The sequence below is a fragment of the Halomonas kalidii genome (assembly GCF_030010475.1).
GTDB lineage: Bacteria > Pseudomonadota > Gammaproteobacteria > Pseudomonadales > Halomonadaceae > Halomonas > Halomonas heilongjiangensis.
Genome location: NZ_JASCQN010000041.1, coordinates 245,167 through 268,801 on the forward strand (window position 1 = coordinate 245,167; position 23,635 = coordinate 268,801).

Genomic DNA, 23,635 nt, shown 5'->3' on the forward strand with positions numbered 1-23,635 from the left:
GCAGCGGTCAGCGCGGGCCGTCGGCGCGTTCGTCGCGCCCCGCTTCCTCGCCTTCGACGCCCGCGGCGGGCTCGGGCTCGAGGAGCGTATAGTCGGCGGTGGCCTGAGCCCGCTCGGCGGCATCCACCAGGTCGAGCTCACGGTCCGCCTCGTCGGCCAGGCCGATGGCCGGCTGGTGGGTCAGCTTGCGCAGCACGCTGCCGAGGCGGTCGCGCATCTCGCGACGGTGGACGATCATGTCCACGGTGCCGTGCTCGAGCAGGAACTCGCTGCGCTGGAAGCCTTCGGGGAGCTTCTCGCGCACGGTCTGCTCGATGACCCGGGGCCCGGCGAAGCCGATCAGGGCGTTGGGTTCGGCCACGTTGAGATCGCCGAGCATGGCCAGCGACGCCGATACACCGCCGAACACCGGATCGGTGAGCACCGAGATATAGGGCACACCGGCCTGCTTGAGCTTTTCCAGCGCCGCGGAGGTCTTGGCCATCTGCATCAGCGAGAACAGCGCCTCCTGCATGCGCGCCCCGCCCGAGGCGGAGAAGCAGATCAGCGGAAGGCCCTCGTCCAGGGCCAGGGTGGCGGCGCGCACGAACTTCTCGCCCACCACGCCCCCCATGGAGCCGCCCATGAAGGTGAACTCGAAGGAGACCACCACCACCGGCAGGCCATCGAGGGTGCCCCGCATGGCGATCAACGCATCCTTCTCGCCGGTCTCCTTCTGGGCCGCGGCCAGGCGGTCCCGGTACTTCTTGGAATCGCGGAACTTGAGGCGATCCACCGGCTCCACCTCGGCGGCCAGCTCCTCGCGCCCCTCCTTGTCGAGGAACCAGTCGAGTCGCTTGCGCGCGGTCAGGCGCAGGTGATGGTCGCACTTGGGGCAGACGTTGTGGTGCTTCTCGAGTTCGGGGAGATAGAGCACTGCCTCGCACTTGGGGCACTTGCGCCACAGGCCGTCGGGCACGCTCGCCCGGCGATCCTTGCGCTGGATACGCCCCATGGAGGGCACGATCTTGTCTAGCCAGCTCATGTCAGAAAGGGTTCCGTCATGTGGTCGGCGCCCGGCACCCCGGGCGCGTGAATCGAAGCGTCGACGAAGGCCGCCGTCAGGCGCCGCTCATGGCGTCCAGGGCCTGGCGCATCTCGCCCAGCACCGCCTTGAGTTCGGCGGGAATCGCTTCCGGTGTCTCGGCGTTGGCGGCGATGCGGCTGACCAGGGCCGAGCCGACGATCACCCCGTCGGCGACCCTGCCCACCTCCGCCGCCGAGGCACCGTCACGGATGCCGAAGCCGACGCAGAGCGGCAACCCGGTCATCTCGCGCAGCGGCGCCAGGTGGCTGGCCACGTCCTCGGCATCGAGGATCGCCGAGCCGGTCACGCCCTTCAGCGACACATAGTAGAGATAGCCTTCGCCATGGGCGCATATTGTAGCGGCCCGGGCACTGGAAGTGGTAGGGGCGACGAGGAAGATCGAGGCCAGCCCGCGGGCCTTGAGCACGGGCCCGAACTCCTCGGCCTCCTCCGGCGGCATGTCGACGGTCAGCACGCCGTCGACGCCCGCCGCCGCGGCCTGATCGGCGAAGGCCTCGAGGCCGATGCGCTCCACCGGATTGAGGTAGCCCATCAGCACCACCGGGGTGGCGGCATCGGTCTGGCGGAACTCGCGCACCATCTCGAACAGGTGGGCGAGGCGCACGCCGTGCCTGAGGGCCCGCTCGCAGGCCTTCTGGATCACCGGGCCGTCGGCCATGGGGTCGGAGAAGGGAACGCCCAGCTCGATCACGTCGGCCCCCGCCTCCACCAGGGCGTGCATGAAGCCCACGGTGTATTCGGGCGCCGGGTCGCCGGCGGTGATATAGGGAATCAGCGCGCGGCGCCCCTGCTCCTTGAGCTCGGCGAAGCGTTGGTCGATACGGTTCATGGTATGGGCCGCCATTCAGAGTTCGATGCCGTCGATCTTGGCCACGGTCAGGATATCCTTGTCACCGCGGCCGGAGAGGTTGACCACGATCTGCTGGTCGGGTCGCATGGTGGGTGCCAGCACCTTGGCATGGGCCAGGGCGTGGGCCGACTCCAGCGCCGGCATGATGCCCTCGATCCGGGTCAGCTCGCGAAACGCCTCGAGTACCTCGGCATCGTTGGCGGCCACGTAGTTGACGCGCCCCACGTCCTTCCACAGCGCGTGCTCGGGGCCGACACCGGGATAGTCGAGACCGGCCGAGATCGAGTGGGTGTCGGAGACCTGGCCACCCTCGTCGGACATCAGGTAGGTCCGGTTGCCGTGCAGCACGCCGCGGGGCGCATTGGACGCCAAGGGCGCGGCATGCCGACCGGTCTCGACGCCGTCGCCGCCGGCCTCGACGCCGTACATCGCCACCTCGTCATCCTCGACGAAGGGGTAGAAGAGCCCCATGGCGTTGGAGCCACCGCCGACACAGGCGATCAGCGCATCGGGCAGCTTGCCGAACTCCTCGAAGGACTGGCGGCGCGCCTCGCGGCCGACCACGGCGTTGAAGTCGCGGACCAGCATCGGATAGGGATGTGGCCCCGCCACGGTGCCGATGATGTAGAAGGTGTCGTCGACGTTGGTGACCCAGTCGCGCAGCGCCTCGTTCATGGCGTCCTTGAGGGTGCGCGTGCCGGACGTCACCGGAATGACGTTGGCGCCGAGCAGGCGCATGCGATAGACGTTGAGCTTCTGGCGCTCCACGTCCTCGGCCCCCATGTAGACGTCGCACGACAGGCCCAGGCGTGCCGCCACGGTGGCGGTGGCCACGCCGTGCTGGCCGGCACCGGTCTCGGCGATCACCCGCGGCTTGCCGCTCTTCTTGGCCAGCAGCGCCTGGCCGATGGTGTTGTTCACCTTGTGGGCGCCGGTGTGGTTCAGGTCCTCGCGCTTGAGCCAGATCTGTGCCCCGCCGAGCCGCTTCGACCACCGCTCGGCATGATAGAGCGGCGAAGGACGGCCCACGTAATGGGCCAGGTCGTAGTCGAATTCCGCCTGGAACGCCGGATCGTCGCGCAGACCCAGGTAGGTCTTGGCCAGATCGTCCAGGGCGAAGCTCAGGGTCTCCGAGACGAACCGGCCGCCGTAGGGGCCAAAATGGCCGCGGGCATCCGGCAGTCGGGTCAGGTCACTGAACTTGCTCACGAAAGACACCTCACAGGTCGCCAGAAAGGGGGCTTGTGGTTGAAGGGTGGAACGAATCGGGGAGCGGGCGGATCAGCACGCCGGGCGCGGCTCGTCGCCACGCCGCACGGCCTCGATGAAGGCCGCGATGCGCCCGGCATCCTTGACGCCCGGGGAGGCCTCGACCCCGCCCGAGACGTCGACGGCGAAGGGCCGCACCCGTGCGATCGCCTCGGCCACGTTGTCCGCCGTCAGGCCTCCCGCGAGAATAACAGGTTTTGCCAGGTTTGCGGGGATTCGCGACCAGTCGAAGGTCTCGCCGGTGCCGCCCGGCACCCCGGGGCGGTAGGCGTCAAGCAGCAGCGCCCGGGCGCCGTCATGGGCACCGGCGAGGGCGTGCAGGTCGAGGCCATCGCGCATGCGCAGGGCCTTGATCCAGGGACGCCCGAGCACGGCGCAGAAATCGGGTGACTCGTCGCCATGCAACTGCAGCAGGTCGAGATGCTCGGCACAGCGCCGAATCAGCTCGGGATCCTGGTCGACGAACAGCCCCACTCGGGTGACGAAGGCCGGCACCCGCGCCGCGAGTGCGGCGAGCCGCGCCTCGTCGATGGCCCGCTTGCTGCCCGGCCAGAGCACGAAGCCCAGCGCATCGGCGCCCGCCGCCACGGCGGCATCGACATCCTCGGGACGGGTCAGGCCGCAGAGCTTGACGCGAGTGCGGGACGGGGCGACACGAGGTTCGGTCATGGCTCGCCCTCCTCGAGCGGACTCTCCACCGACGCGGCCACGGGCACCGGCCGGCCGCGGCGGAATTCGACCATGGGGCAGTCGGGCAACTCGCGCTCGCCGGTCCACTCGCCGAGGAAGGCCAGCAGATTGGGCCCCAACGGCTCCCGCGGCAACCCCCAGGCCTCGTCGTAGAGCGAATCGACGAAGTGCAGGCCGCAGGCCGGTGCGGTGACGTCGGCCAGGGTGCGATCCCTGAGCGCCATCAGCCGTGCCAGGTAGTCGGTACCCTGCTCGCCCCGCCCCACGGTGACCAGGGCGCCGACGATGTTGCGGATCATGTGATGCAGGAAGGCATTGCCCTGGACGTCGATCACCACCAGCGGACCGTGGCGGTGCACCTCGATGAAGTGCAGGTGCCGCCAGGCGGTCTTCGACTGGCAGCCGGCGGCGCGGAAGCTCGAGAAGTCGTGCTCCCCCACCAGGGCCTGGGCGGCCAGGTGCATGGCGTCGGCATCCAGGGGATCGCGACACCAGGTGGCGTTGGCCCGTTCGAGTACCGGCCGGCTCGGCTGGTTGAGGATCACGTAGCGGTAGCGCCGCGCCAATGCCTTGAAGCGGGCGTGAAAGTCGTCGGGCACCACCTTCACCCAGCGCACCGCGATATCCCGTGGCAGGTTGGCATTTACGCCGAAGACCCAGGCCTTCTCGGAACGCGATGCGGGAGGGTCGAAGTGGACGATCTGGCGGGTGGCGTGCACACCGGAATCGGTGCGCCCGCTGGCATGCACCGTCACCGGATGGCTCGCCACCCTGGCCAGCGCCGTCTCCAGCTCGCCCTGCACCGAGGCGGCATGCTTGAGGCGCTGCCAGCCACAGTAGGCGCTGCCGTCATATTCCACCCCCATGACCAGGCGGCCAGTGAGGGGGTGGCGATCGTCGAGGAGTCGGAACAGGGTCATGCGGCCTTCAGAGGTCGTGACGGGTGATCAAGGCCCGGGCCTCCTCCCGAACCGACGGGTCGTCGGCACCCTCGGCCAGCCTGTGCAGCAGGGGCCGGGCCCGTTCGACCTCGCCTTCGTCCAGTAGACGGCGGGCCTCGGCCAGGGTTGACGCGGAGGAGGCGCCAGCGGAAAGCCATTCATTATCCCGATCCAGCGGCGGAAATGCCACCTCTTCGACCTCCCAGTCGTCTGCCCCCCCGGCAGGGCCGTGGTCATCGTCCCCGGGCGCTTTCGACTCCGCCGGGCTGAACTCCACGCTCGGCTGCATCGGCGTCTCCCCCCGCGGCGCCGGGCTCGGATCCAGGGTGGGCGGCCGGTAATCGATGATGTTGCGCCCGGCCTCATCGGCCCGACGAGAGGGCGGCGGTGCGGACGGCGACCGGGGGGCAGGCGGCGGCTCGTCTTCCCTCGCCTCGGGGCGCGGGGCGTCCGGCGAGGCCCGAACTGGCCGGACATCGCCTTCGGGCTCGGGCTCCGACACGGGCTCTGACTCCGACTCCGACTCCGACTCTGACTCGGGCCGACGGTAGCGGGCGGCAGGATCCCCGCCCCTTTCCGGCTCGGGGGCGTCGTCAGCGACTCGCTCCGCGGGCTCCCCACCAGGCTCGGATGCCGCAGGGGACGGCTCCTCGTCGGCCTCGTCGAAACGCCGCGGCGGCAACTCCGCCGGCGCGGCAAAGACGGCGCGTTCGCCCCCCGCCGGTGTCGCCGAGGCGTCCGACGGTGCCGGGCGACGCTTCATCAGTTCCTCCACCTCGGCCAGCACCAGCGGATCGCCACCGGCCCGCAGCCGCTCCGCCTCGCGCTCGGCACTGCCGTGGCTGCCCTGCTCCAGATGGACCATCAACAGCTTCAGCCGCAGGTCGTCGCGTTCCGGCTCACGCTCCAGGCCGGCCTCGAGCAGTTCACGTGCCTGGTCGTAGCGGCCATAGGCGATGAAGATATCGGCCTCGTTGATCGCCTCGGCCTGGGGCATGGAGGCCCGCACCGGCGCGGCCTCGCCCGTGCCGGCCACCACGGGCCCCACTGCGGAGCCGGCCACGCTGCTCCCCCCCGGCGCCACCGCCTGTACTTGTGCGAAGGTGGATGCCGTCTCGTCCCGGCGCTGCCGGCGCCGCACCAGGGCCCATAGCGCCAGCAGGGCGGCAAGCGCGATGCCGCCCAGCATCGGGATACGGTCCTGTCTTCCCTGGTAGAAGGCGCCCCACCATGGCGACTCCGCCGTCGACTCACGCCCATCCCCCCCCGGCGGGACCACCCCACCCGTCCCGGGGCCGTCGACACCCTGGCCTCCGGCACTCAGGGCGGCCAACTGGTCGCGCAGCGCCTCCAGCTCCTCACGCATCCCGATGAGCTCGCCCTGCAGCTCATCCCGCTCTCTGCGCACCGCCTCCAGGGCCTGCCGATTCTCGAGCCAGCGAGCCTCGAGGCGAAGCAGGCGATCGTCGCTGGTCAGGTCGCCATCGCCGTGGAGGGCCTGGAGCACCATCGGGTCGATCACGACCCGTTCGCCGGTGGCCGTCGCGACGCCCTCGCCGCCTTCCCCCTCCTCCGCGATGCCGACGGCCAGGGCCCCCTCGGCAGCCGCCTCGGCATCGGTGAGTAACGTCAGGCGCGGCGCCTCCTCCCCGTCGGCCGCCCGGGGGCCCTCGACGGACTCGCCCTCCTCGCCTTCCGTCGCTGCCGGAGAGGGTGTCTCGTCGGCACCGATCGCCGCGACCGCGGTTTGCGGCGCGACCTCCTCGCTGCCACCGAGCGGCACACGGGTGGGCGCTCCGCTACCACGGTTGGCCCAGGCCTGGTTCATGGCCTGGACGACGCGCTCGGCCTCACCGGACGATCGAGCGGCGATGGCGTCCCGCCCCGGCACCACCAACGTGAAGCCGGCACGCATGGCGTTGATGTTGCCCGAGGGAAACACCTCGGGGTTGGCTTCCACCAGTGCCACCATCATCTGGTTCATGCTGATGCCGCTGTCCGGCCGCAGCCGCCCGGCCACCGCCCAGAGGGTATCGCCACCGCGTACCCAGGCCGGATCGCCGCTTCCGCCCTGGGCCGACGGGCGGACGACGGGGCGCGGCGTCCCCGATGGCTCTTGGCCCGGTGGCGTGGCGGCGGCGGTCGCCGTGGCGCGCGCGGGCGCCCCGATCAGTGCCGGCATCTGGTCGTAGTCGGGTGGGTCGAGCAGCAGGGTCACCTCCCGCAGCTGCCGGCCGCCGGGCCAATCGAAGCGCAACAGCAGGTCGAGCCAGGGCTCCCGCACGGGATGCTCGGTGGTCAGATCCAGCACCAGCCGGCCCTCGCGCTGCTCGACGGCCAGCCGCACGCTTGCCGCCAACGGGGTCCGGACCAGGCCGGCGGCCGAAAAGGCACGATCACCGGCCACCGATACGTTGAGCAGGCCCGACGACATCCCGTCGGTATCCGTCAGGGGGATGCTGGCACGCAACGGGGCATTGAGTGTCGAGCGTACGTCGGCCTCGCCCAGCCCCAGTGCCAGCGCCAGGGGGCTGGCAGCAGAGAGCGAAAGCAGCATGGCGAGAGTCAGCTTGCGTTTCATGGTGTTCCCTTGCCTCTCCCGGCATCATCGCCGCTGGGTCGATGGGAAGCCGGTGAAATGATTAGTTTCGTTATGATCTTTATGTATCACAAACCTGCACCGGCGCGCCTGTCGGGGATCATGATTGATGCCCTGCCTTTCAACGTAAGCCAGGACCAGGCGTTCTCGCGAATCCGGCGCTCGTGCAAAAGAAGGGGGCGCCTCCCGAAGGAGGCGCCCCCGCCCGATGCTGTCGCCCGCGATCACTGCTCGCGCAGGATTCTCAGCATCCGCTTGAGGGGTTCGGCCGCCCCCCACAGCAGCTGGTCGCCGGCGCTGAAGGCGGAGAGGTACTCGCCGCCCATGGCCAGCTTGCGCAGCCGGCCCACCGGCACGGTCAGGGTTCCGGTGATGGCCGCCGGCGTCAGGTCGCGGATGGTCGCTTCCTTGTCGTTGGGGACCACCTTGACCCAGTCGTTGTGCTTGGCGATGCGCTCCTCGATCTCGTCGATCGGCACGTCACGCTTGAGCTTGATGGTAAAGGCCTGGCTGTGGGAACGCATGGCGCCGATGCGTACGCAGAGCCCATCGATGGGGATCGGGCTGTCCTGGAGGCCGAGGATCTTGTTGGTCTCCACGGTACCCTTCCACTCCTCCTTGCTCTGGCCATTGTCGCGCTTGACGTCGATCCAGGGCAGCAGGCTGCCGGCCAGCGGCGCGCCGAAGTTGTCGGTGGGGAAGTCGCCCGACCGCATCGCCGCGGTGACCTTGCGATCGATGTCGAGGATCGCGCTGGAGGGGGCGGCCAGCTCGGCGGCCGCACTGTCACGCAGCGCCCCCATCTGGTTGAGCAGCTCGCGCATGTGCTTGGCGCCGGAGCCGGAGGCCGCCTGGTAGGTCATGGAGGTCATCCACTCGATCAGGTCGGCCTCGAACAGGCCGCCGAGGCCCATCAGCATCAGGCTGACGGTGCAGTTGCCGCCGACGAAGGTCTTCGCTCCCCTGGCCAGCTGGGCATCGATGACGCGACGGTTGACCGGATCGAGGATGATGGTCGCCTCGTCCTCCATGCGCAGGGTGCTGGCGGCATCGATCCAGTAGCCTTTCCAGCCGTTGCCGCGCAGGTCGGCGTAGACCTCCTTGGTGTAGTCGCCGCCCTGGCAGGTGATCACCACGTCCAGGGCCTTGAGGGCCTCGAGATCGAAGGCGTCCTTCAGCGGAGGCACGTCGACACCGACGTCGGGGCCGGCCTGGCCGACCTGGGAGGTGGTGAAGAAGACCGGCTCGATGCCATTGAAATCCCCGTCTTCCACCATGCGCTGCATGAGCACCGAGCCCACCATGCCACGCCAACCGACGAAACCGACTTTCAACATGTGAAGTCCTCCCGAAATTGAATGTGGCCTGTATTATACAGGAACCGGCCCCGCCTCGCAGGCGGGTCCGAGAACGGCAATTCGGCCTGGGTATGTCCTATAGTGCCTCGAAGGCCGCCAGCACGGCATCGCCCATCTCCACGGTGGAAACGGTGCGCCTGCCCTCGGAGGCAATATCCGCGGTTCGCAGGCCGTCGTCCAGCACCTTGCCCACCGCCGCCTCGATGTGCTCGGCGAGCGCCGGCTCGTTCAGCGAATAGCGCAGCATCATCGCCACCGAGAGGATGGTCGCCAGCGGGTTGGCGACGTTCTGGCCGGCGATGTCCGGGGCGCTGCCGTGACAGGGCTCGTACATGCCCTGACGGCTCTCGTTGAGCGACGCCGAGGGCAGCATGCCGATGGAGCCGGTCAACATCGCCGCCGCATCCGACAGGATATCGCCGAACATGTTGCCGGTGACGATCACGTCGAACTGCTTGGGCGCCCGTACCAGCTGCATGGCGGCGTTGTCGACGTACATGTGCGAGAGCTCGACGTCGGGATATTCCGGCGCCAGGCGCTCCATCACCTCGCGCCACAGGATGGTCACCTCGAGCACGTTGGCCTTGTCGACGCTGCACAGTTTCTTGCCGCGCTTGCGGGCCATCTCGAAGGCCACGCGACCGATACGCTCGATCTCGGACTCGGAGTAGACATAGGTGTTGAAACCCACCCGCTCGCCGTCGCGCTCCTCGATGCCACGGGGCTGGCCGAAGTAGATACCGCCGGTGAGTTCGCGCACGATCATGATGTCGAGCCCCGACACCACCTCGGGCTTGAGGCTCGACGCCTCGGCGAGCTGCGGGTAGAGGATCGCCGGGCGCAGGTTGCCGAACAGGCCGAGATGCTTGCGCAGGCCGAGCAGGCCCTTCTCGGGGCGCTTGGCCAGGTCCTCGATGGCGTCCCACTTCGGGCCGCCCACGGCACCCAGCAGGATGGCGTCGGCGGCCCTGGCCTTGTCCAGGGTCGGTGCGGGCAGCGGCTCGCCGTGTTCGTCGTAGGCGGCACCGCCCACCAGGGCCTCCTCCACTTCGACGTCGAGGCCTCGGGCCTGGCAGGCGGCCAGCACACGGCTGGCCTGGGCGGTGATCTCGGGACCGATGCCGTCGCCCGGGAGAACGAGAATCTTGCGGCTCATGATGCCTCTCTCTGGTTGTCACGGAACAGCCAGGGGCGCGCCTGGCGGTGCTGCTGCTCGAAGGCGCGGATGGCATCCTCGTCCTTCAGGGTCAGGCCGATGTCGTCGAGCCCCTCGAGCAGGCAGTGCTTGCGGAAGGCATCGACCTCGAACTCGAGGATCTCGCCGGTCGGCGTGATGACCCGCTGGTTCTCGAGATCCACCTCGAGCCGATAACCCTCGCTGGCCTCGGCCTCCTTGAACAGGCGATCCACCGTCTCCTCGGGGAGGGTGATCAGCAGGATGCCGTTCTTGAAGGCGTTGTTGTAGAAGATGTCGGCGAAGCTCGGGGCGATCACCACCCGGAAGCCGAAGTCCTCCAGCGCCCAGGGCGCGTGCTCCCGCGAGCTGCCGCAGCCGAAGTTGCGCCGGGCCAGGAGCACGCTCGCCCCCTGATAGCGCGGCTGGTTGAGCACGAAGTCGGGATTCAGCGGGCGCTTCGAGCAATCCTGGCCGGGCTGACCCTCGTCGAGATAGCGCAGCTCGTCGAACAGGTTGACGCCGAAGCCGGTGCGCTTGATCGACTTCAGGAACTGCTTGGGAATGATCAGGTCGGTGTCGACGTTGGCGCGGTCGAGCGGCGCGACGAGGCCTTCGAGGCGTTCGAACTTCTGCATGGCTCAGGCCTCCTGAACGGACGGTTGGGAGTCGTCGATGCTGCGCACATCGACGAAGTGGCCGGCGATCGCCGCCGCCGCGGCCATGGCGGGGCTGACCAGGTGGGTGCGCCCACCGTAGCCCTGGCGCCCCTCGAAGTTGCGGTTCGAGGTGGAGGCACAGTGCTCGCCGGCGCCGAGCTTGTCGGCGTTCATCGCCAGACACATGGAACAGCCGGGCTCGCGCCACTCGAACCCCGCCTCGACGAAGATCCGGTCGAGCCCCTCGGCCTCGGCCTGGCGCTTCACCAGGCCGGAGCCCGGCACCACCATGGCGAGCTTGATGCTGTCGGCCACCTTCTTGCCCCGGGCCACCCTGGCCGCCTCGCGCAGATCCTCGATGCGCGAATTGGTACAGGAGCCGATGAACACCTTGTCGAGGCGAATGTCGGTGATCTTCTGCTTCGGCGCGAGCCCCATGTACTCAAGTGCTCGCACATAGCCGCGCTGCACGGTCTCGTCCGCCTGGGCCGCCGGATCGGGCACCTCGCCGGAGACGCCGGTGACCATCTCGGGGCTGGTGCCCCAGCTGACCTGCGGCTCGATCGCCGCGGCGTCGAGCGTCACCACCTTGTCGAAGGCGGCGGCGTCATCGGAGACCAGGTGGCGCCAGTCGGCCACGGCGGCGTCCCACTGCTGGTCGGTCGGGGCAAAGGGGCGTCCGCGCAGGTACTCGATGGTGGTGTCGTCGACGCCGATCAGGCCCACCCGGGCACCGGCTTCAATGGCCATGTTGCACACCGTCATGCGGCCTTCCATGGAGAGGTCGCGGATGGCGCTGCCGGCGAACTCGATGGCATAGCCGGTGCCGCCCGCAGTGCCGATGCGACCGATGATCGCCAGCACGATGTCCTTGGCGGTGACGCCGGTACCGAGCTTGCCCTCCACCCGTACCTGCATGTTCTTCATCTTCTGGGCCAGCAGGCACTGGGTGGCCAGCACGTGCTCTACCTCGGAGGTGCCGATACCGTGGGCGAGCGCGGCGAAGGCGCCATGGGTGGCGGTGTGGGAGTCGCCACACACCACGGTCATGCCCGGCAGCGTGGCGCCCTGCTCGGGGCCCACGACATGCACGATGCCCTGGCGCGCGTCGTTGATGCGGAACTCCTCGATCCCGAAGGCCTCGCAGTTGTCGTCCAGGGTCTGCACCTGGATCAGCGATACCGGATCCTTGATCCCGGCATTGCCTTCGGCGCGCTCGATCACCGTGGTCGGCACGTTGTGGTCAGGGGTCGCCAGGTTGGCATCGAGGCGCCACGGCTTGCGACCGGCCAGGCGCAGGCCCTCGAAGGCCTGGGGCGAGGTCACCTCGTGCAGCAACTGTCGATCGATGTAAATCAATGCGGTACCGTCGTCGCGCTCCTTGACGAGGTGCTGCGACCACAGCTTGTCGTAGAGTGTCTGGCCTGCCATGTCGTTCTCCCGGGCCTTCGGCCCTGTGCTCGTTCGGTCTCTCGTTGCCGTTTCTTTCCGCGGCTTTTCCGGCGCCGCTCGGGTCCCTATGGGGTCAGACCCCGGCGGTGTCGTGTTCGCTCGAAACCTGCATCATGGCAGGCTTTGTGACTCGGCTGGGGTCTGACCCCACAGGGGCAGCCTCAGCGCGTGCTCGGCGCCATGCATGCAGTGTCCTGCGGCTCGCCCATAAAAGCAATTCATGTTATTTATTCATTGGATTCCACAAAGGAATAGGAAGCGAACCGGTGGATACGCAAAGCCTTCAGGCCTTTCTCGCGGTGGCCGACAGCGGCAGCTTTTCCCGCGCCGCCGAACAGCTCCACCTCACCCAGCCGGCGGTGAGCAAGCGCATCGCCGTGCTCGAGGGGCAGATCGATGCCCGGCTGTTCGACCGCATCGGCCGGCGCGTCACCCTCACCGAGGCCGGCCGGCTCCTGCTGCCCCGGGCGCGGCAGATCCTGGTGATGGTGGACGACAGCCGTCGGGCGCTGGGCAACCTCGCCGGTGACGTGGGCGGCAGCCTGACGCTCGCCACCAGTCACCATATCGGCCTGCACCGCCTGCCGCCACTGCTCAAGGCCTATACCGGCCGCCACCCCGGGGTGCGCCTGGACCTGCACTTCCTGGATTCCGAACAAGCCTACCAGGGCGTGCTGGACGGCGAACTGGAGATCGCCGTGGTGACCCTGGCCCCCCACCCCGACGAGCATCTGGAGGTGGTGCCGATCTGGATCGACCGGCTCTGCTTCGTCTGTGCCCCCGACCACCCCCTGGTCGACCATGAACGACTGACGCTCCACGAACTGTGCGAGTTCGATGCGGTACTGCCCGGGGCGCTGACCTTCACCCGCACCCTGATCGAGGCGCGCTTCGCCGCCGCCGGCCTGACCCTGCCCGTGGCGCTCTCCACCAACTACCTCGAGACCCTGAGGATGATGAGCGCCATCGGCCTGGGCTGGAGCCTGCTGCCCGAGGGCCTGGTGACCAGCGAGCTACGGGTGCTGGCGGTCGACCATCCGCCCATCCACCGTCCCCTGGGCTACCTGGTGCACCGGAGCCGCACCCTCTCCAACGCCGCGCGGGCCATGCTCGACGAGCTGGAGGCCGCCCGCGAACCCGGCGCCAGGGAGTGGCGGGAGACCCGATGAATTGTTTAGTCTGCTCAGAATATCTTCCGGAGTTCCCGCCACCGTGACCGACAGTGCCACCCCGCCCCTGCTCCGCCATGCCCTCGCCGGCTACCTGATCCTCGTCGGCCTGGTGCTGCAGGTGCTGCGCTTCGCCGGGGTGCCGCTCCTGCCGCAACTGGTGAGCTACGGGTTCTGGCTGGCGGTACTGCTGCTGTGGCCCGAGCTGCCTCGGCGCACCCGCCGCCAGGCCGGTGCCCTGGCCGGCCTCGGGCTGGGGCTGCTGGTCGTGGCGCAGTGGCGGTATGGCGCGGACGTCCCCTGGCCGCGCATGCTCGACGGCAACAGCTACGTGGTGGCGATGCTGGTGGGGGTGAGCTTCATCGGGCTGATCGGCAACCGCCGCGGCGACGCCCGCCCGCTGGGCCACCCGGTGACCGGCAGGCGCGGCATCGCCGGCACCTGGCTGGGGGTGCACCTGCTCGGGGCGATCCTCAACCTCTCCACGGTCTTCATGATCGGCGACCGGCTGCAGCGCAACGGTCCGCTGACCATGCCCCAGTTGCTCGCCCTCAACCGGGGGCTATCGAGCGCGGCGCTCTGGTCGCCGTTCTTCGCCTCCATGGGGGTGGTGATGACTCTGGCGCCCGAGATGCGCTTCTCGACCGTGGTCGCCATCGGACTGCCCCTGGCGCTCTGCGCCGGACTGCTCAGCCTGGCGGACCTGTCGCGTCGCTTCGATCTCACGGAAACCGCAGGCTTCTCGCTGTCGCCGCCGAGCCTGCTGATGCCGGCGTCGCTGGCCGCGCTGGTGATGCTCTTCCACTACGGGCTGACGCCGGGCCTGAGCATCGTCAGCATCATCACTTTCCTGCTGCCGGCCGTAGCACTCGCCGCCAATCTGCCCCGGGGGCCACGCTGGACGCTGCGACGGGTACGCCTGCACACCCTGGACCGGCTGCCGGCGATGCGCGGCGAGATCTCGCTGTTCCTCTGTGCCGGGCTGCTGACCCAGGGGCTCTCGATCTGCATCGCCGCCGCCACCGGCAGCGAATGGACGCTCTTCGACCACTTCGGCCCCCTCGAGGCGGTGGCGAGCTTCCTGGCCATCGTCGCCAGCGCGGTCCTCGGCCTGCACCCCATCATCGGCGTCTCGGTACTCGCCTCGATGCTGGAACTCGACGCCGGCCGTCAGACCCTGTTCGCCTTCGTGGCCCTGGCCTCCTGGGCGGTGGGTACCAGCGTGGGCCCCCTGTCGGGCATCAACCTCTCCCTGCAGGGACGCTACGGCGTCAGCGGGACGCGAATGATGCGCCAGAACCTCGGCTATGCGGCGGTGATGACCACTCTCGTGGTCGTCGCCATCCTGGGGCTGGATGCCTGGCTGTAGGCGGGCGCGGAATCACGCCAACGGCGCACGCGCGAAATAGCGGTGCCCGCACTGGTGGCAGGGCTCGATGCGCGCCACCCCCTCCAGGTTGACCACCGCACCACAGTGTACGCAAGCCATGCGTCCGGGGGCCGCCATCTCGCCTACGCAGTAGTCGGCGCGGGCGGCCTCCAGGTTTTCCTCGAACTGCTCGCGCTCGACGACGCTGCGGTCGGCGATGGAGAGCAGCGACTCCACCACCTTGCGCGACAGCATGGAGAGATCGATGCCCAGCCAGGTCGCCACGCTCTCGCCACCGGCCCCCAGGTAGCGACGCATCTCCTTGAGGTCGCGCTCGACCCAGGCACGCAGCAGCGACAGCTCGTCCTTGGTGAACTCCTCCAGCTCGGCTTCGAACTCCACCGCGTCGTCGAGCTCCTGCTGCAGGTTTTCCCAGGTCAGCTCATGGGCGCCCTCCTTGAGGCGGTCCAGCATGCGCTCGTAGCCTTCGCGCAGGCGGCGGTCGTGACGGGGATCCTTCTGCTCGCTCATGATCTGCTCCTTCCGTTCTCGAGGCGACGGGCCCGGGCATAGCCGGGCGCTGCCGTGCTGGGGTATCCTTGCCTACCATTTAGACGACATCCTGCCGGCAGTTCAATGTCTTGACGCATCCTGGCGCCGAGCCCATGACACCGGACAATGCCCATTGACCCGCGCAGCGCCCGCGAGCGGTGCGCCTGACTTGCAAGGTACCCGTAGACAGCGATGGATGCACAGTACAAGCCCTTCGAGATCGAGCGCGACGCCCAGCACTTCTGGGACAGGAACCAGTGCTTCAAGGCGGTGGAGGATGCCCGCCGCGAGAAGTTCTACTGCCTGTCGATGTTTCCCTACCCCAGCGGCAAGCTGCACATGGGGCACGTGCGCAACTACACCATCGGTGACGTGATCTCGCGCTTCCAGCGCATGCAAGGCAGGAACGTCATGCAGCCCATGGGCTGGGATGCCTTCGGCATGCCCGCCGAGAACGCCGCGATCCAGAACCGGGTGCCACCGGCCAAGTGGACCTACGACAACATCGACTACATGCGCCGCCAGTTGAAGGCGCTGGGCTTCGCCTACGACTGGAGCCGCGAGTTCGCGACCTGCGACAGCGACTACTACCGCTGGGAACAGTGGTTCTTCACCAAGCTGCTCGAGAAGGGCCTGGTCTACAAGAAGATGTCCACCGTCAACTGGGACCCGGTCGACCAGACCGTGCTGGCCAACGAACAGGTGATCGACGGCTGTGGCTGGCGCTCCGGCGCGCCGGTGGAGCGCAAGGAGATCCCGCTGTGGTTCCTCAAGATTACCGACTACGCCGAGGAGCTGCTGGCCGATCTCGACAAGGTGGAGTGGCCCGAGCAGGTCAAGACCATGCAGCGCAACTGGATCGGCAAGTCCAGGGGCGTCGAGCTCACTTTTGATATCAAGACCGCTGAAGGCTCCGAGTTCAAGGGCAGCGCCGCCGAGCCGCTCTCGGTCTACACCACCCGCCCCGACACGCTGCTGGGGGTGACCTACGTGGCCGTGGCCGCCGGCCACCCGCTGGCGAAGGCGGCCGCCGAGGGCAACGCCGAGCTCACGGCCTTCCTCGAGGAGTGCTCCCACGGCGGCACCTCGGAAGCCGAGCTCGCCACCATGGAGAAGAAGGGCATGCCCACCGGTCATGTGGCGGTGCATCCCCTCACCGGCCGCGAGGTCCCGATCTTCGTGGCCAACTTCGTGCTCATGGAGTACGGCACCGGTGCGGTGATGGCGGTACCCGGCCATGACCAGCGCGACTGGGAATTCGCCACCCGCTACGGCCTGCCCATCGAGGCGGTGATCGCCGACGAGAGCGGCCAGGCGCCGGACCTCGGCGAGGGCGCCTACGTGGACTACGGCCCCCTGATCAACTCCGGCGAGTTCGACGGCCTCGACTTCCAGGCCGCCTTCGAGGCCATCGCCGCCAAGCTCGAGTCGCTCGGTCGCGGCGAGGTGAAGACCAACTTTCGCCTGCGCGACTGGGGCGTGGCGCGCCAGCGCTACTGGGGCGCGCCGATCCCGGTCAAGTACGGCCCGGAAGGCCAGACCGTGCCGCTCACCGACGACGAATTGCCCGTCGCGCTGCCCATGGAGGTCACCGTCGACGCCTCCGGTTCGCCGCTGAAGAAGATGCCGGAATTCTCGGAACTTGGCGACGGCTGGGTGCGCGAGACCGACACCTTCGACACCTTCATGGAGTCCTCCTGGTACTACGCGCGCTTCTGCTGCGCCGACAACCCGGAGGCGATGCTCGACGAGCGCGCCAACTACTGGCTGCCGGTGGACCTCTACATCGGCGGCATCGAGCACGCCATCCTCCACCTGCTTTACGCGCGCTTCTTCCACAAGCTGATGCGCGATTTCGGCCTGGTCGATTCCGACGAGCCCTTCCAGCAACTGCTGACCCAGGGCATGGTGATCGCCGAGACCTTCTATCGCACCACCGAGAACGGCGGCAAGGAGTGGTTCAACCCCGCCGACGTCGAGGTCCGGCGCGACGACAAGGGCCGCCCGATCAGCGCCGTCCTGATCGCTGACGGCCAGCCGGTGGAGATGGGCGGCATCGAGAAGATGTCCAAGTCGAAGAACAACGGGGTCGACCCCCAGGCGATGATCGACCGCTTTGGCGCCGACACCGTGCGCCTGTTCATGATGTTCGCCGCCCCGCCCGAACAATCGCTCGAGTGGTCCGACTCCGGCGTCGAGGGCGCCAACCGCTTCCTCAAGCGACTGTGGCGCCTGGTCGGCGAACACCTCGACGCCGGCAGCCCCGGCACGCTCGATGTCAATGCCCTGAGCGACGCCCAGCGCGAACTGCGGCGCAAGACCCACGAGACCATCAGGAAGGCGAGCGACGACATCGGCCGGCGGACCACCTTCAATACCGCCATCGCCGCGGTGATGGAGCTCACCAACGCCCTGGCTCGCTTCGACGACACCAGCCCCCAGGGCCTGGCCGTGGCCCGCGAGGCCGTGGAGGCCTGCGTGCTGCTGCTGGCGCCGATCACCCCCCACGCCTGCCACGCCCTGTGGCGCGAGCTCGGCCATGACGAGCCGGCCATCGACGCCGCCTGGCCGGTGCTCGACGAGTCGGCCCTGGCCCGCGACAGCATCGAGCTGGTGGTGCAGGTCAACGGCAAGCTGCGCGCCCGCATCGAGGTGGCCGCGAACGCCGACAAGGCCGCCATCGAGGCCCTGGCACTCGCCGCCGAGAACGTGCAGCGCCATACCGAGGGCAAGACGATCCGCAAGGTGATCGTGGTGCCCGGCAAGCTGGTCAATATCGTCGTCGGCTGATGCCCATCACGGCAAGGAGAGCTCGCATGCAGCGCCGAACCCTTCTACACCTCGGACTGGCCGTCGGTGCCTCCCTGGCGCTGGCCGGTTGCGGCTTTCGCCTGCGCGGCCTGGGCACCCCCGAGGCTGTGCTCCCCGAGCTCGCGCTCGCCGGGCCCGAGAGCGACTTCTCGCGGCTGACCGCCGAACGCCTCGAGTCCGCCGGCACGCGGATCCATGCCGGCGCTCCCCTGGTCCTCAACCTGGGCGACGAGGCCATCCGTGAACGGCGCCTGAGCGTGCTCGAGAGTGGCCCCCGCGAAGTGGAGCTGGAGCTGTCGGTGCCCTTCTCGGTGCAGCGCCGCAGCGACGGCGCCTATCTGCTCGACCAGCAGCGGCTCGAAGTCAGTACCCGCGTCACGGTAAGCGACGACGATCTGCTGTCCCAGGATGACATCCTCGAGGAGACCCGCGAACAGCTTCGCCGGGAAGCGGTCGACCGTCTCCTCGACCGGCTCCGGGCGGTGGCCGACGCATGACGGGACGGATCCAGGAGCGCTCGTGAAGATCTATGCCGACAAGCTGCCCGAGGCGCTGACGAAGAAGCTGCCACCAGTGGTGATCGTCGCCGGCGACGAACCCCTGCAGCACATGGAAGCGTGCGACACCGTTCGTCAGGCTGCCCGGCAGGCGGGTATCGAGGAGCGGGAGATCCTGCCCGTGGAGGCCAACTTCGCCTGGGGACGGCTGCGGGAGGCGTCCGCCAGCCTGTCGCTGTTCGCCTCGCGCAAGCTGATCGAACTTCGCCTGGCCGGCAACAACCTGGGGCAGGAGGGCAGCAAGGCGCTGAAGGAGTACGCCGACGACCTCGGACACAGCGACAACGTGTTGTTGATCGCCATGGGCAAGCTCGATTTCCGCCAGCAGAAGAGCGCCTGGTTCCAGGCCCTCGACAAGGCGGGCCTGTTCGTGCCGGTGTGGCCGGTGGATGCCTCCAGGCTGGGTTTCTGGCTGCGCGACCGGGCAGAACGCCATGGGCTCACCCTCGAGCTGGATGCCGCCCGGCTGCTCGGTGAACGCACCGAAGGCAACCTGCTGGCCGCCGACCAGGAGCTGCAGAAGCTGGCCCTGCTGGCGCCCCCCGGCGCGCGCATCTCGCCCCGGGAGATCGCCGGCGGGGTGGAGGACAGCGCCCGCTACGATGTCTTCACCCTGGTCGATGCCTGCCTCAAGGGCGAGAGAGCGCGGGTCTCCCGCATCATGGCCGGCCTACGCGGCGAGGGGGTGGAGCCCCCCATCGTGCTCTGGGCCCTGACCCGCGAACTGCGCACCCTGCTCTCCCTGCACCAGCATCTGGACCAGGGACAGAGCTTCGAACACGCCTGCAAGTCGCAGAAGCCGGTGATCTTCGACAAGCGTCGGCCGGCCTACCAGCAGGCTCTGGGCCGGCTGCCGAGGAAGCGCCTGCACAAGCTGCTGTTGTTCGCCCAGCGCCTCGACCTCGCCATCAAGGGGGCCTCGCCACTGCCGGTCGAGGACGGCCTGCATGACCTCGCCCTGACCCTCGCCGGGGGGCGCGGGCTGCTCGCCGAACTGCCCTCCTCCTACCGTATCGCCTGACGATTCACTTGACGGCATCATGCCCGGCCGCTCCCCGTTGATGCCAAGGGCATGAAACTTCAAGCCATTTTTGCCTATACTGGTAGCGCATCGCTGAAGCACGTCTCGACCGCTGCCTCGCCTGGACGCGACGCGTGGATCATCAAGGAGCCGGAAGCCAAACCCAAGAAGAAGGAACACCACGATGATGAAGAAGATCTGCCGTTACCTCAGCCCCCTGCTCATCGCCGCCCTGGTGTTGGGCAGTCTCCCTGTCGCCGCGGCCCCTCACGCCACGCCGGGCAGTGACCTGATCACCACCGAGGCGGCCCTGAATGCCGAACGAGGCCAGACCGACCGCGAGCGAATCCACGAGATCCTCGCCCGTGACGACGTCCAGCAACAGCTCGTCGCCCAGGGCGTGGATCTCGCGGAAGTGGAGGCTCGCGTCGCCGCCCTGTCCGACGAGGAGGCCGCCCAGATGGCCGAGCAGCTCGAGCAGCTGCCCGCCGGCGCCAGCGTCGTCGGTGCGCTGGTGCTGATCTTCCTCGTGCTGCTGGTCACCGATATCCTCGGCCTGACCAACGTCTTTCCCTTCACGCGCTGACCGGGGAGCCCCATGACACTACGCCGTTCACGGCAGCACACTCATGGCACCCCATGGAACGCCCGCTCCGCGGGCGTTCTCGCGTTGATGCTGCTGATGCTCACGCTGGCCGGCTGTGCCACCACGCCACGGCTGGCCGAGTCCACCCACCAACGCCTGCCCCGCCAGGCGCTGATCGAGGACGTGCCTTTCCATGCCCAGCGCGACTACCAGTGCGGGCCTGCCTCCCTGGCCATGGCCCTCAACGCCGGGGGCGTGGACGTCGAGGTCGACACCCTGATTCCCCAGGTCTTCCTGCCCGGACGGGAAGGCAGCGTCCAGCCCGAGATGCTCGCCACGGTGCGCCGTCACGGCCGCATCCCCTTCGTCATCGACAACCGCCTCGATGCGCTGCTCACCGAGATCGATGCCGGCCACCCGGTGGTGGTGATGCAGAACCTCGCCCTGCCGGCCTGGCCGATGTGGCACTATGCCGTGGCCATCGGCTACGACCTGGACGACAACGAGTTGATCCTGCACAGTGGCGAGGAGCCCGAGCGGATCGAGTCCTTCCGTCGCTTCGACGCCACCTGGGCTCGCAGTGACCGCTGGGCCTTCGTCGCCCTGCCGCCCGGCACGCTTCCCGAGGGGATCGCTGAAGACCGCGCCGTGGAGGCGATCTCCGCCTATGAGCGGGTGCAGGGTGCGGCGGCCACCCTGCCCGCCTGGGAGGCCCTGGTGGAGCGCTTTCCCCGGGCGGCCATGGGCCACTTCGCCCTGGGCAATGCGCGGCATGCCTCGGGTGATGCCCAGGGGGCCATTCAGGCCTTCGAAGGCGCCGTGTCGGTCCAGCCGGAACTCGCCGTGGCCTGGCTCAACCTGGGCCTGGTACTGCGCCATCAGGGTGACCTGCCCGCCGCACGCCGGGCCCTGGAACGGGCCGCCGACCTGCCCGGCCACTGGCAACCCCAGGCCCGCGAGGCACTGGCCGGCCTGCAGGAGGAGACCCGGTCATGAGCTACGACATCGTCCTCAAGCGCATCTACCGCCCCGCCGAGTCCGAGGACGGTGCCAGGGTCCTGGTCGATCGCCTCTGGCCACGAGGCAAGCGGCGCGAGAACCTGGCGCTGACCGACTGGTATCGTGACGCCTCCCCCTCACCGGGGCTGCGCCGCCAGTACCACCAGCAGGAGATCAGCTTCGCCGTGTTCGCCGCTCGCTATCGCGGCGAACTGCGTGACGCCCCGGACTGCCTGGTCCCGCTGATGCGCCACGCCAGGCGCGGGCGGCTGACCCTTCTCTCAGCCGTCAGGGAACTGGACAGCTCCCATCTCCCCATCCTGCGCGAGGCCCTCCAGCGGGCACTCGAGGCCGAGGACGCCGAGGATCGTGAACAGTCCTCGCCGCCCTGCTTCAACGGACAAGTCAGGTAGCAAGCGACCACGCCCCGCAGATGGGGCAGGCAGGGGGCACTACCGAAAGGAAATGGCGCGAGGAGCCGTTATGCTACCTCGCGCATCCTGGAACGCGGCAGATGTGCTTCGCAGTCAACGCAGTAGTAGAATCGCTCGATATGCAAGACGCGCTCCCACCAACGCTGCTTGACCTTGTAGACACCAAAGCCGCTGCATCGTGGACATTGCAATAGCATGGAACCTCCATGCGGCACCCGGCCTCCACATGAAGGCATATGCCACCTATCCGGCCGCTCTCTCGCTCCCGAATCCCGAATAAAGAAATAATATAGGCCGCTCGATAATGCAATCGGCTCGGCAGCCCATATTTTTCATACCCGAGCTCCCTCGGTGGCAAACCGATGACCCTACGTAGCGATTCGGAAAAGGCATCCGCCCCCAGGCACCGGCCTGTCCTGCAGAGCTAGGCAGAGCCCTCCTCGGGTCGGCCGGTGCCTTGACGACGATACCCAATGGCCCCTCACTTGTAGGAATAGTGGTAATACCCATAGCCATACCGGGTGGCTGCCTTGCGCACCATGGCATTGAGAATCGCCCCCTTCACCGTTACCCCGGCCGTCTCCAGCCGCCTGACTGCCAGCTGCACCTCCCGCAGCGGGTTCACCTGGAAGCGTACCACCAGCAGCGTGGTACCGCACTGCGCGCCGATCACCGCGGCATCCGTCACCGCCAGCACCGGCGGGGTGTCGACGATCACCAGGTCGTAACGCTCGCCCACCGCGTCGAGGAAATGGCTGAAGCCCGCGGTCATCAAGAGCTCCGACGGGTTGGGCGGCACCATGCCCCGGCCGACATAGTCGAGGCCGTCGATCCGACTGTGGCGGATCACCTCGTCGAGCCCCTGACGGCCACCCAGCAGTTCGGAGAGCCCGCCGTCGCTGCGCTCGCCGAAGGCATGGTGCAGGTGGCCCTTGCGCATGTCGGCATCCACCAGCAGCACCCGCTGCCCCGCCTGAGCGCAGATCGCGCCGAGGTTGACGGCGATGAAGCTCTTGCCGATGCCCGGGCCCGGGCCGGTGATCATCAGGCGGTTGTCACGCCCTTCCAGCATGGCGAAATGCAGACTGGTGCGCAGGCCGCGCAGCGCCTCGCTGGCCATATCGGTCGGCGCTCGCTCGGCCAGCACGTCGCTGACCACCTCGCGGGCCTGGCGCTCCCAGCGATGCTTGACCCGCCTCACCAGCTTCTTCTGCTCGTCGGAGAGCGGCACCGTGGCATAGACCGGCAGGCCGGCCTCCTCGAGCTGCTCGGGCACCTCCACCCCGCGGTTGAGCAACCCCCGCACCACCACGCCACTCATCGCCAGCATGCCGCCGAGCAGCGTGGCGAGCATCACGATCCGCGGCTTGCGGGGCTCGATCGGGGCGATGCCGACCTCCGCCTCATCGATGATGCGCACGTTGCCGATGGTGCCGGCACGCGCCACCTGCAGCTCCTGCATCCGGTTGAGCACGTTGACGTAGATGGCCTGGGTCACCTCCACGTCGCGCGTCCGCCGCACCACTTCCTGCTGCGCTTCAGGCAGGTCGTCGACCCGCGCATTGAGGGCGGCGCGCTCGGCCTCGAGATGGCGCTTCTGGCGCAGCAGCGACTGGTAGGCGGGGTGGTTGGGCGTGTAGCGCTGCGCCAGATCGGCCTCCCGGAACTCCAGTTCGTTGAGCTGGCTGTCGAGCGCGACGAACTGTTCGATGGCGGCCTGGGCCTCGGAGGTCAGGTCGACGCTGTGCTGGGCCGCGCGGTACTCGTTGAGGCTGTCCTCGGCCGCGCGGAGCTGCGTACGCAGCTCGGGGGCCTGCTCCTCGAGAAACGCCAGGCTTTGTTCGATCTCGGCCGACTGGCGCCGGACATTCTGGGTGAGGAAGGTCTCCGCCACGGCATCCAGCGAGCGCCGGATCTCGTCGCGATCGGGCCCGGTCAGGGTCAGGCGCAATATCCCGGTGCTCGTGCCACGCCCCACGCCCACTTCGGCCACGCTCAACCGGTCCCCCAGGTCGCGGATGGCCGAGGCACGCCTGTGCTTGACGAGGGTGAACTCGG

20 protein-coding genes are annotated in these 23,635 nt (G+C 68.5%); 8 read left to right on the plus strand and 12 right to left on the minus strand.

What is annotated here, in order from left to right:
• Window positions 1-7: 7 nt before the first annotated feature.
• The 10 genes from accD to leuC all read right to left on the minus strand — a co-directional run bounded on the left by accD (window position 8) and on the right by leuC (window position 12,058).
• Complete coding sequence (gene accD / locus QLQ85_RS13610; protein WP_282721680.1) at window positions 8-1,024, minus strand: acetyl-CoA carboxylase, carboxyltransferase subunit beta; 1,017 nt, start codon at window positions 1,022-1,024, stop codon at window positions 8-10.
• 76 nt (window positions 1,025-1,100) lie between these two features.
• The gene (gene trpA / locus QLQ85_RS13615) at window positions 1,101-1,916 is read right to left on the minus strand and encodes a tryptophan synthase subunit alpha (RefSeq protein ID WP_282739511.1); all 816 of its coding nucleotides are present in this window, start codon (window positions 1,914-1,916) and stop codon (window positions 1,101-1,103) included.
• Between the two features lie 15 nt (window positions 1,917-1,931).
• On the minus strand, window positions 1,932-3,146 hold the full coding sequence (gene trpB / locus QLQ85_RS13620) for a tryptophan synthase subunit beta (protein WP_282739484.1): 1,215 nt from the start codon (window positions 3,144-3,146) through the stop codon (window positions 1,932-1,934).
• A 72-nt stretch (window positions 3,147-3,218) separates the two neighbouring features.
• Window positions 3,219-3,875: a phosphoribosylanthranilate isomerase gene (locus QLQ85_RS13625; RefSeq protein WP_282739485.1), complete on the minus strand. Its 657-nt coding sequence runs from the start codon at window positions 3,873-3,875 to the stop codon at window positions 3,219-3,221.
• Window positions 3,872-4,816 carry a tRNA pseudouridine(38-40) synthase TruA gene (gene truA, locus QLQ85_RS13630; RefSeq protein ID WP_282739486.1) on the minus strand — a complete coding sequence of 315 codons (945 nt, stop codon included), beginning with the start codon at window positions 4,814-4,816 and terminating at the stop codon, window positions 3,872-3,874. Before truA ends, QLQ85_RS13625 begins: the two co-directional genes overlap by 4 nt.
• Before the next feature lie 7 nt (window positions 4,817-4,823).
• Window positions 4,824-7,418, minus strand: coding sequence for a FimV/HubP family polar landmark protein (locus QLQ85_RS13635; RefSeq protein WP_282739487.1), 2,595 nt, complete (start codon window positions 7,416-7,418; stop codon window positions 4,824-4,826).
• 242 nt (window positions 7,419-7,660) lie between these two features.
• Entirely contained in the window at window positions 7,661-8,773 is a 1,113-nt protein-coding gene (gene asd / locus QLQ85_RS13640) for an aspartate-semialdehyde dehydrogenase (RefSeq protein WP_282739488.1), read from the minus strand.
• 97 nt (window positions 8,774-8,870) lie between these two features.
• Window positions 8,871-9,950: a 3-isopropylmalate dehydrogenase gene (leuB, locus tag QLQ85_RS13645; RefSeq protein ID WP_282739489.1), complete on the minus strand. Its 1,080-nt coding sequence runs from the start codon at window positions 9,948-9,950 to the stop codon at window positions 8,871-8,873.
• Window positions 9,947-10,606 (minus strand): 3-isopropylmalate dehydratase small subunit, encoded by a 660-nt coding sequence (gene leuD, locus QLQ85_RS13650; protein ID WP_282739490.1) that lies wholly within the window; start codon window positions 10,604-10,606, stop codon window positions 9,947-9,949. The genes leuB and leuD overlap by 4 nt, the downstream gene beginning before the upstream one ends.
• Window positions 10,607-10,609: 3 nt before the next feature.
• Window positions 10,610-12,058 (minus strand): 3-isopropylmalate dehydratase large subunit, encoded by a 1,449-nt coding sequence (gene leuC / locus QLQ85_RS13655; protein WP_282739491.1) that lies wholly within the window; start codon window positions 12,056-12,058, stop codon window positions 10,610-10,612.
• Between the two features lie 287 nt (window positions 12,059-12,345).
• On the opposite strand from leuC, the gene QLQ85_RS13660 reads away from it, so the two are divergent.
• Together QLQ85_RS13660 and QLQ85_RS13665 are read left to right on the plus strand one after the other, a co-directional pair.
• Window positions 12,346-13,248: a LysR family transcriptional regulator gene (locus tag QLQ85_RS13660; protein WP_282739492.1), complete on the plus strand. Its 903-nt coding sequence runs from the start codon at window positions 12,346-12,348 to the stop codon at window positions 13,246-13,248.
• A gap of 43 nt (window positions 13,249-13,291) precedes the next feature.
• Window positions 13,292-14,617, plus strand: coding sequence for a hypothetical protein (locus QLQ85_RS13665; protein WP_282739493.1), 1,326 nt, complete (start codon window positions 13,292-13,294; stop codon window positions 14,615-14,617).
• A gap of 12 nt (window positions 14,618-14,629) precedes the next feature.
• Here the strand turns inward: QLQ85_RS13665 and QLQ85_RS13670 are convergent, their stop codons facing one another.
• On the minus strand, window positions 14,630-15,148 hold the full coding sequence (locus QLQ85_RS13670) for a zinc ribbon-containing protein (RefSeq protein ID WP_282739494.1): 519 nt from the start codon (window positions 15,146-15,148) through the stop codon (window positions 14,630-14,632).
• A gap of 213 nt (window positions 15,149-15,361) precedes the next feature.
• Here QLQ85_RS13670 and leuS point away from each other — a divergent pair, with 213 nt between their 5' ends.
• From leuS to QLQ85_RS13700, 6 genes are all read left to right on the plus strand, one after another.
• Entirely contained in the window at window positions 15,362-17,959 is a 2,598-nt protein-coding gene (leuS, locus tag QLQ85_RS13675) for a leucine--tRNA ligase (RefSeq protein ID WP_282739495.1), read from the plus strand.
• 26 nt (window positions 17,960-17,985) lie between these two features.
• Entirely contained in the window at window positions 17,986-18,477 is a 492-nt protein-coding gene (locus QLQ85_RS13680; RefSeq protein WP_282739496.1) for an LPS-assembly lipoprotein LptE, read from the plus strand.
• A gap of 22 nt (window positions 18,478-18,499) precedes the next feature.
• Complete coding sequence (gene holA, locus QLQ85_RS13685; RefSeq protein ID WP_282739497.1) at window positions 18,500-19,558, plus strand: DNA polymerase III subunit delta; 1,059 nt, start codon at window positions 18,500-18,502, stop codon at window positions 19,556-19,558.
• A 187-nt stretch (window positions 19,559-19,745) separates the two neighbouring features.
• Entirely contained in the window at window positions 19,746-20,144 is a 399-nt protein-coding gene (locus QLQ85_RS13690) for a PA2779 family protein (protein ID WP_282721918.1), read from the plus strand.
• 12 nt (window positions 20,145-20,156) lie between these two features.
• Window positions 20,157-21,140, plus strand: coding sequence for a PA2778 family cysteine peptidase (locus tag QLQ85_RS13695; RefSeq protein ID WP_282739498.1), 984 nt, complete (start codon window positions 20,157-20,159; stop codon window positions 21,138-21,140).
• On the plus strand, window positions 21,137-21,556 hold the full coding sequence (locus tag QLQ85_RS13700; RefSeq protein WP_282739499.1) for a DUF488 domain-containing protein: 420 nt from the start codon (window positions 21,137-21,139) through the stop codon (window positions 21,554-21,556). The genes QLQ85_RS13695 and QLQ85_RS13700 overlap by 4 nt, the downstream gene beginning before the upstream one ends.
• A gap of 502 nt (window positions 21,557-22,058) precedes the next feature.
• Here QLQ85_RS13700 and QLQ85_RS13705 read toward each other — a convergent pair.
• A partial coding sequence (locus tag QLQ85_RS13705; protein ID WP_282739500.1) for a polysaccharide biosynthesis tyrosine autokinase occupies window positions 22,059-23,635 on the minus strand: 1,577 nt, incomplete at its 5' end.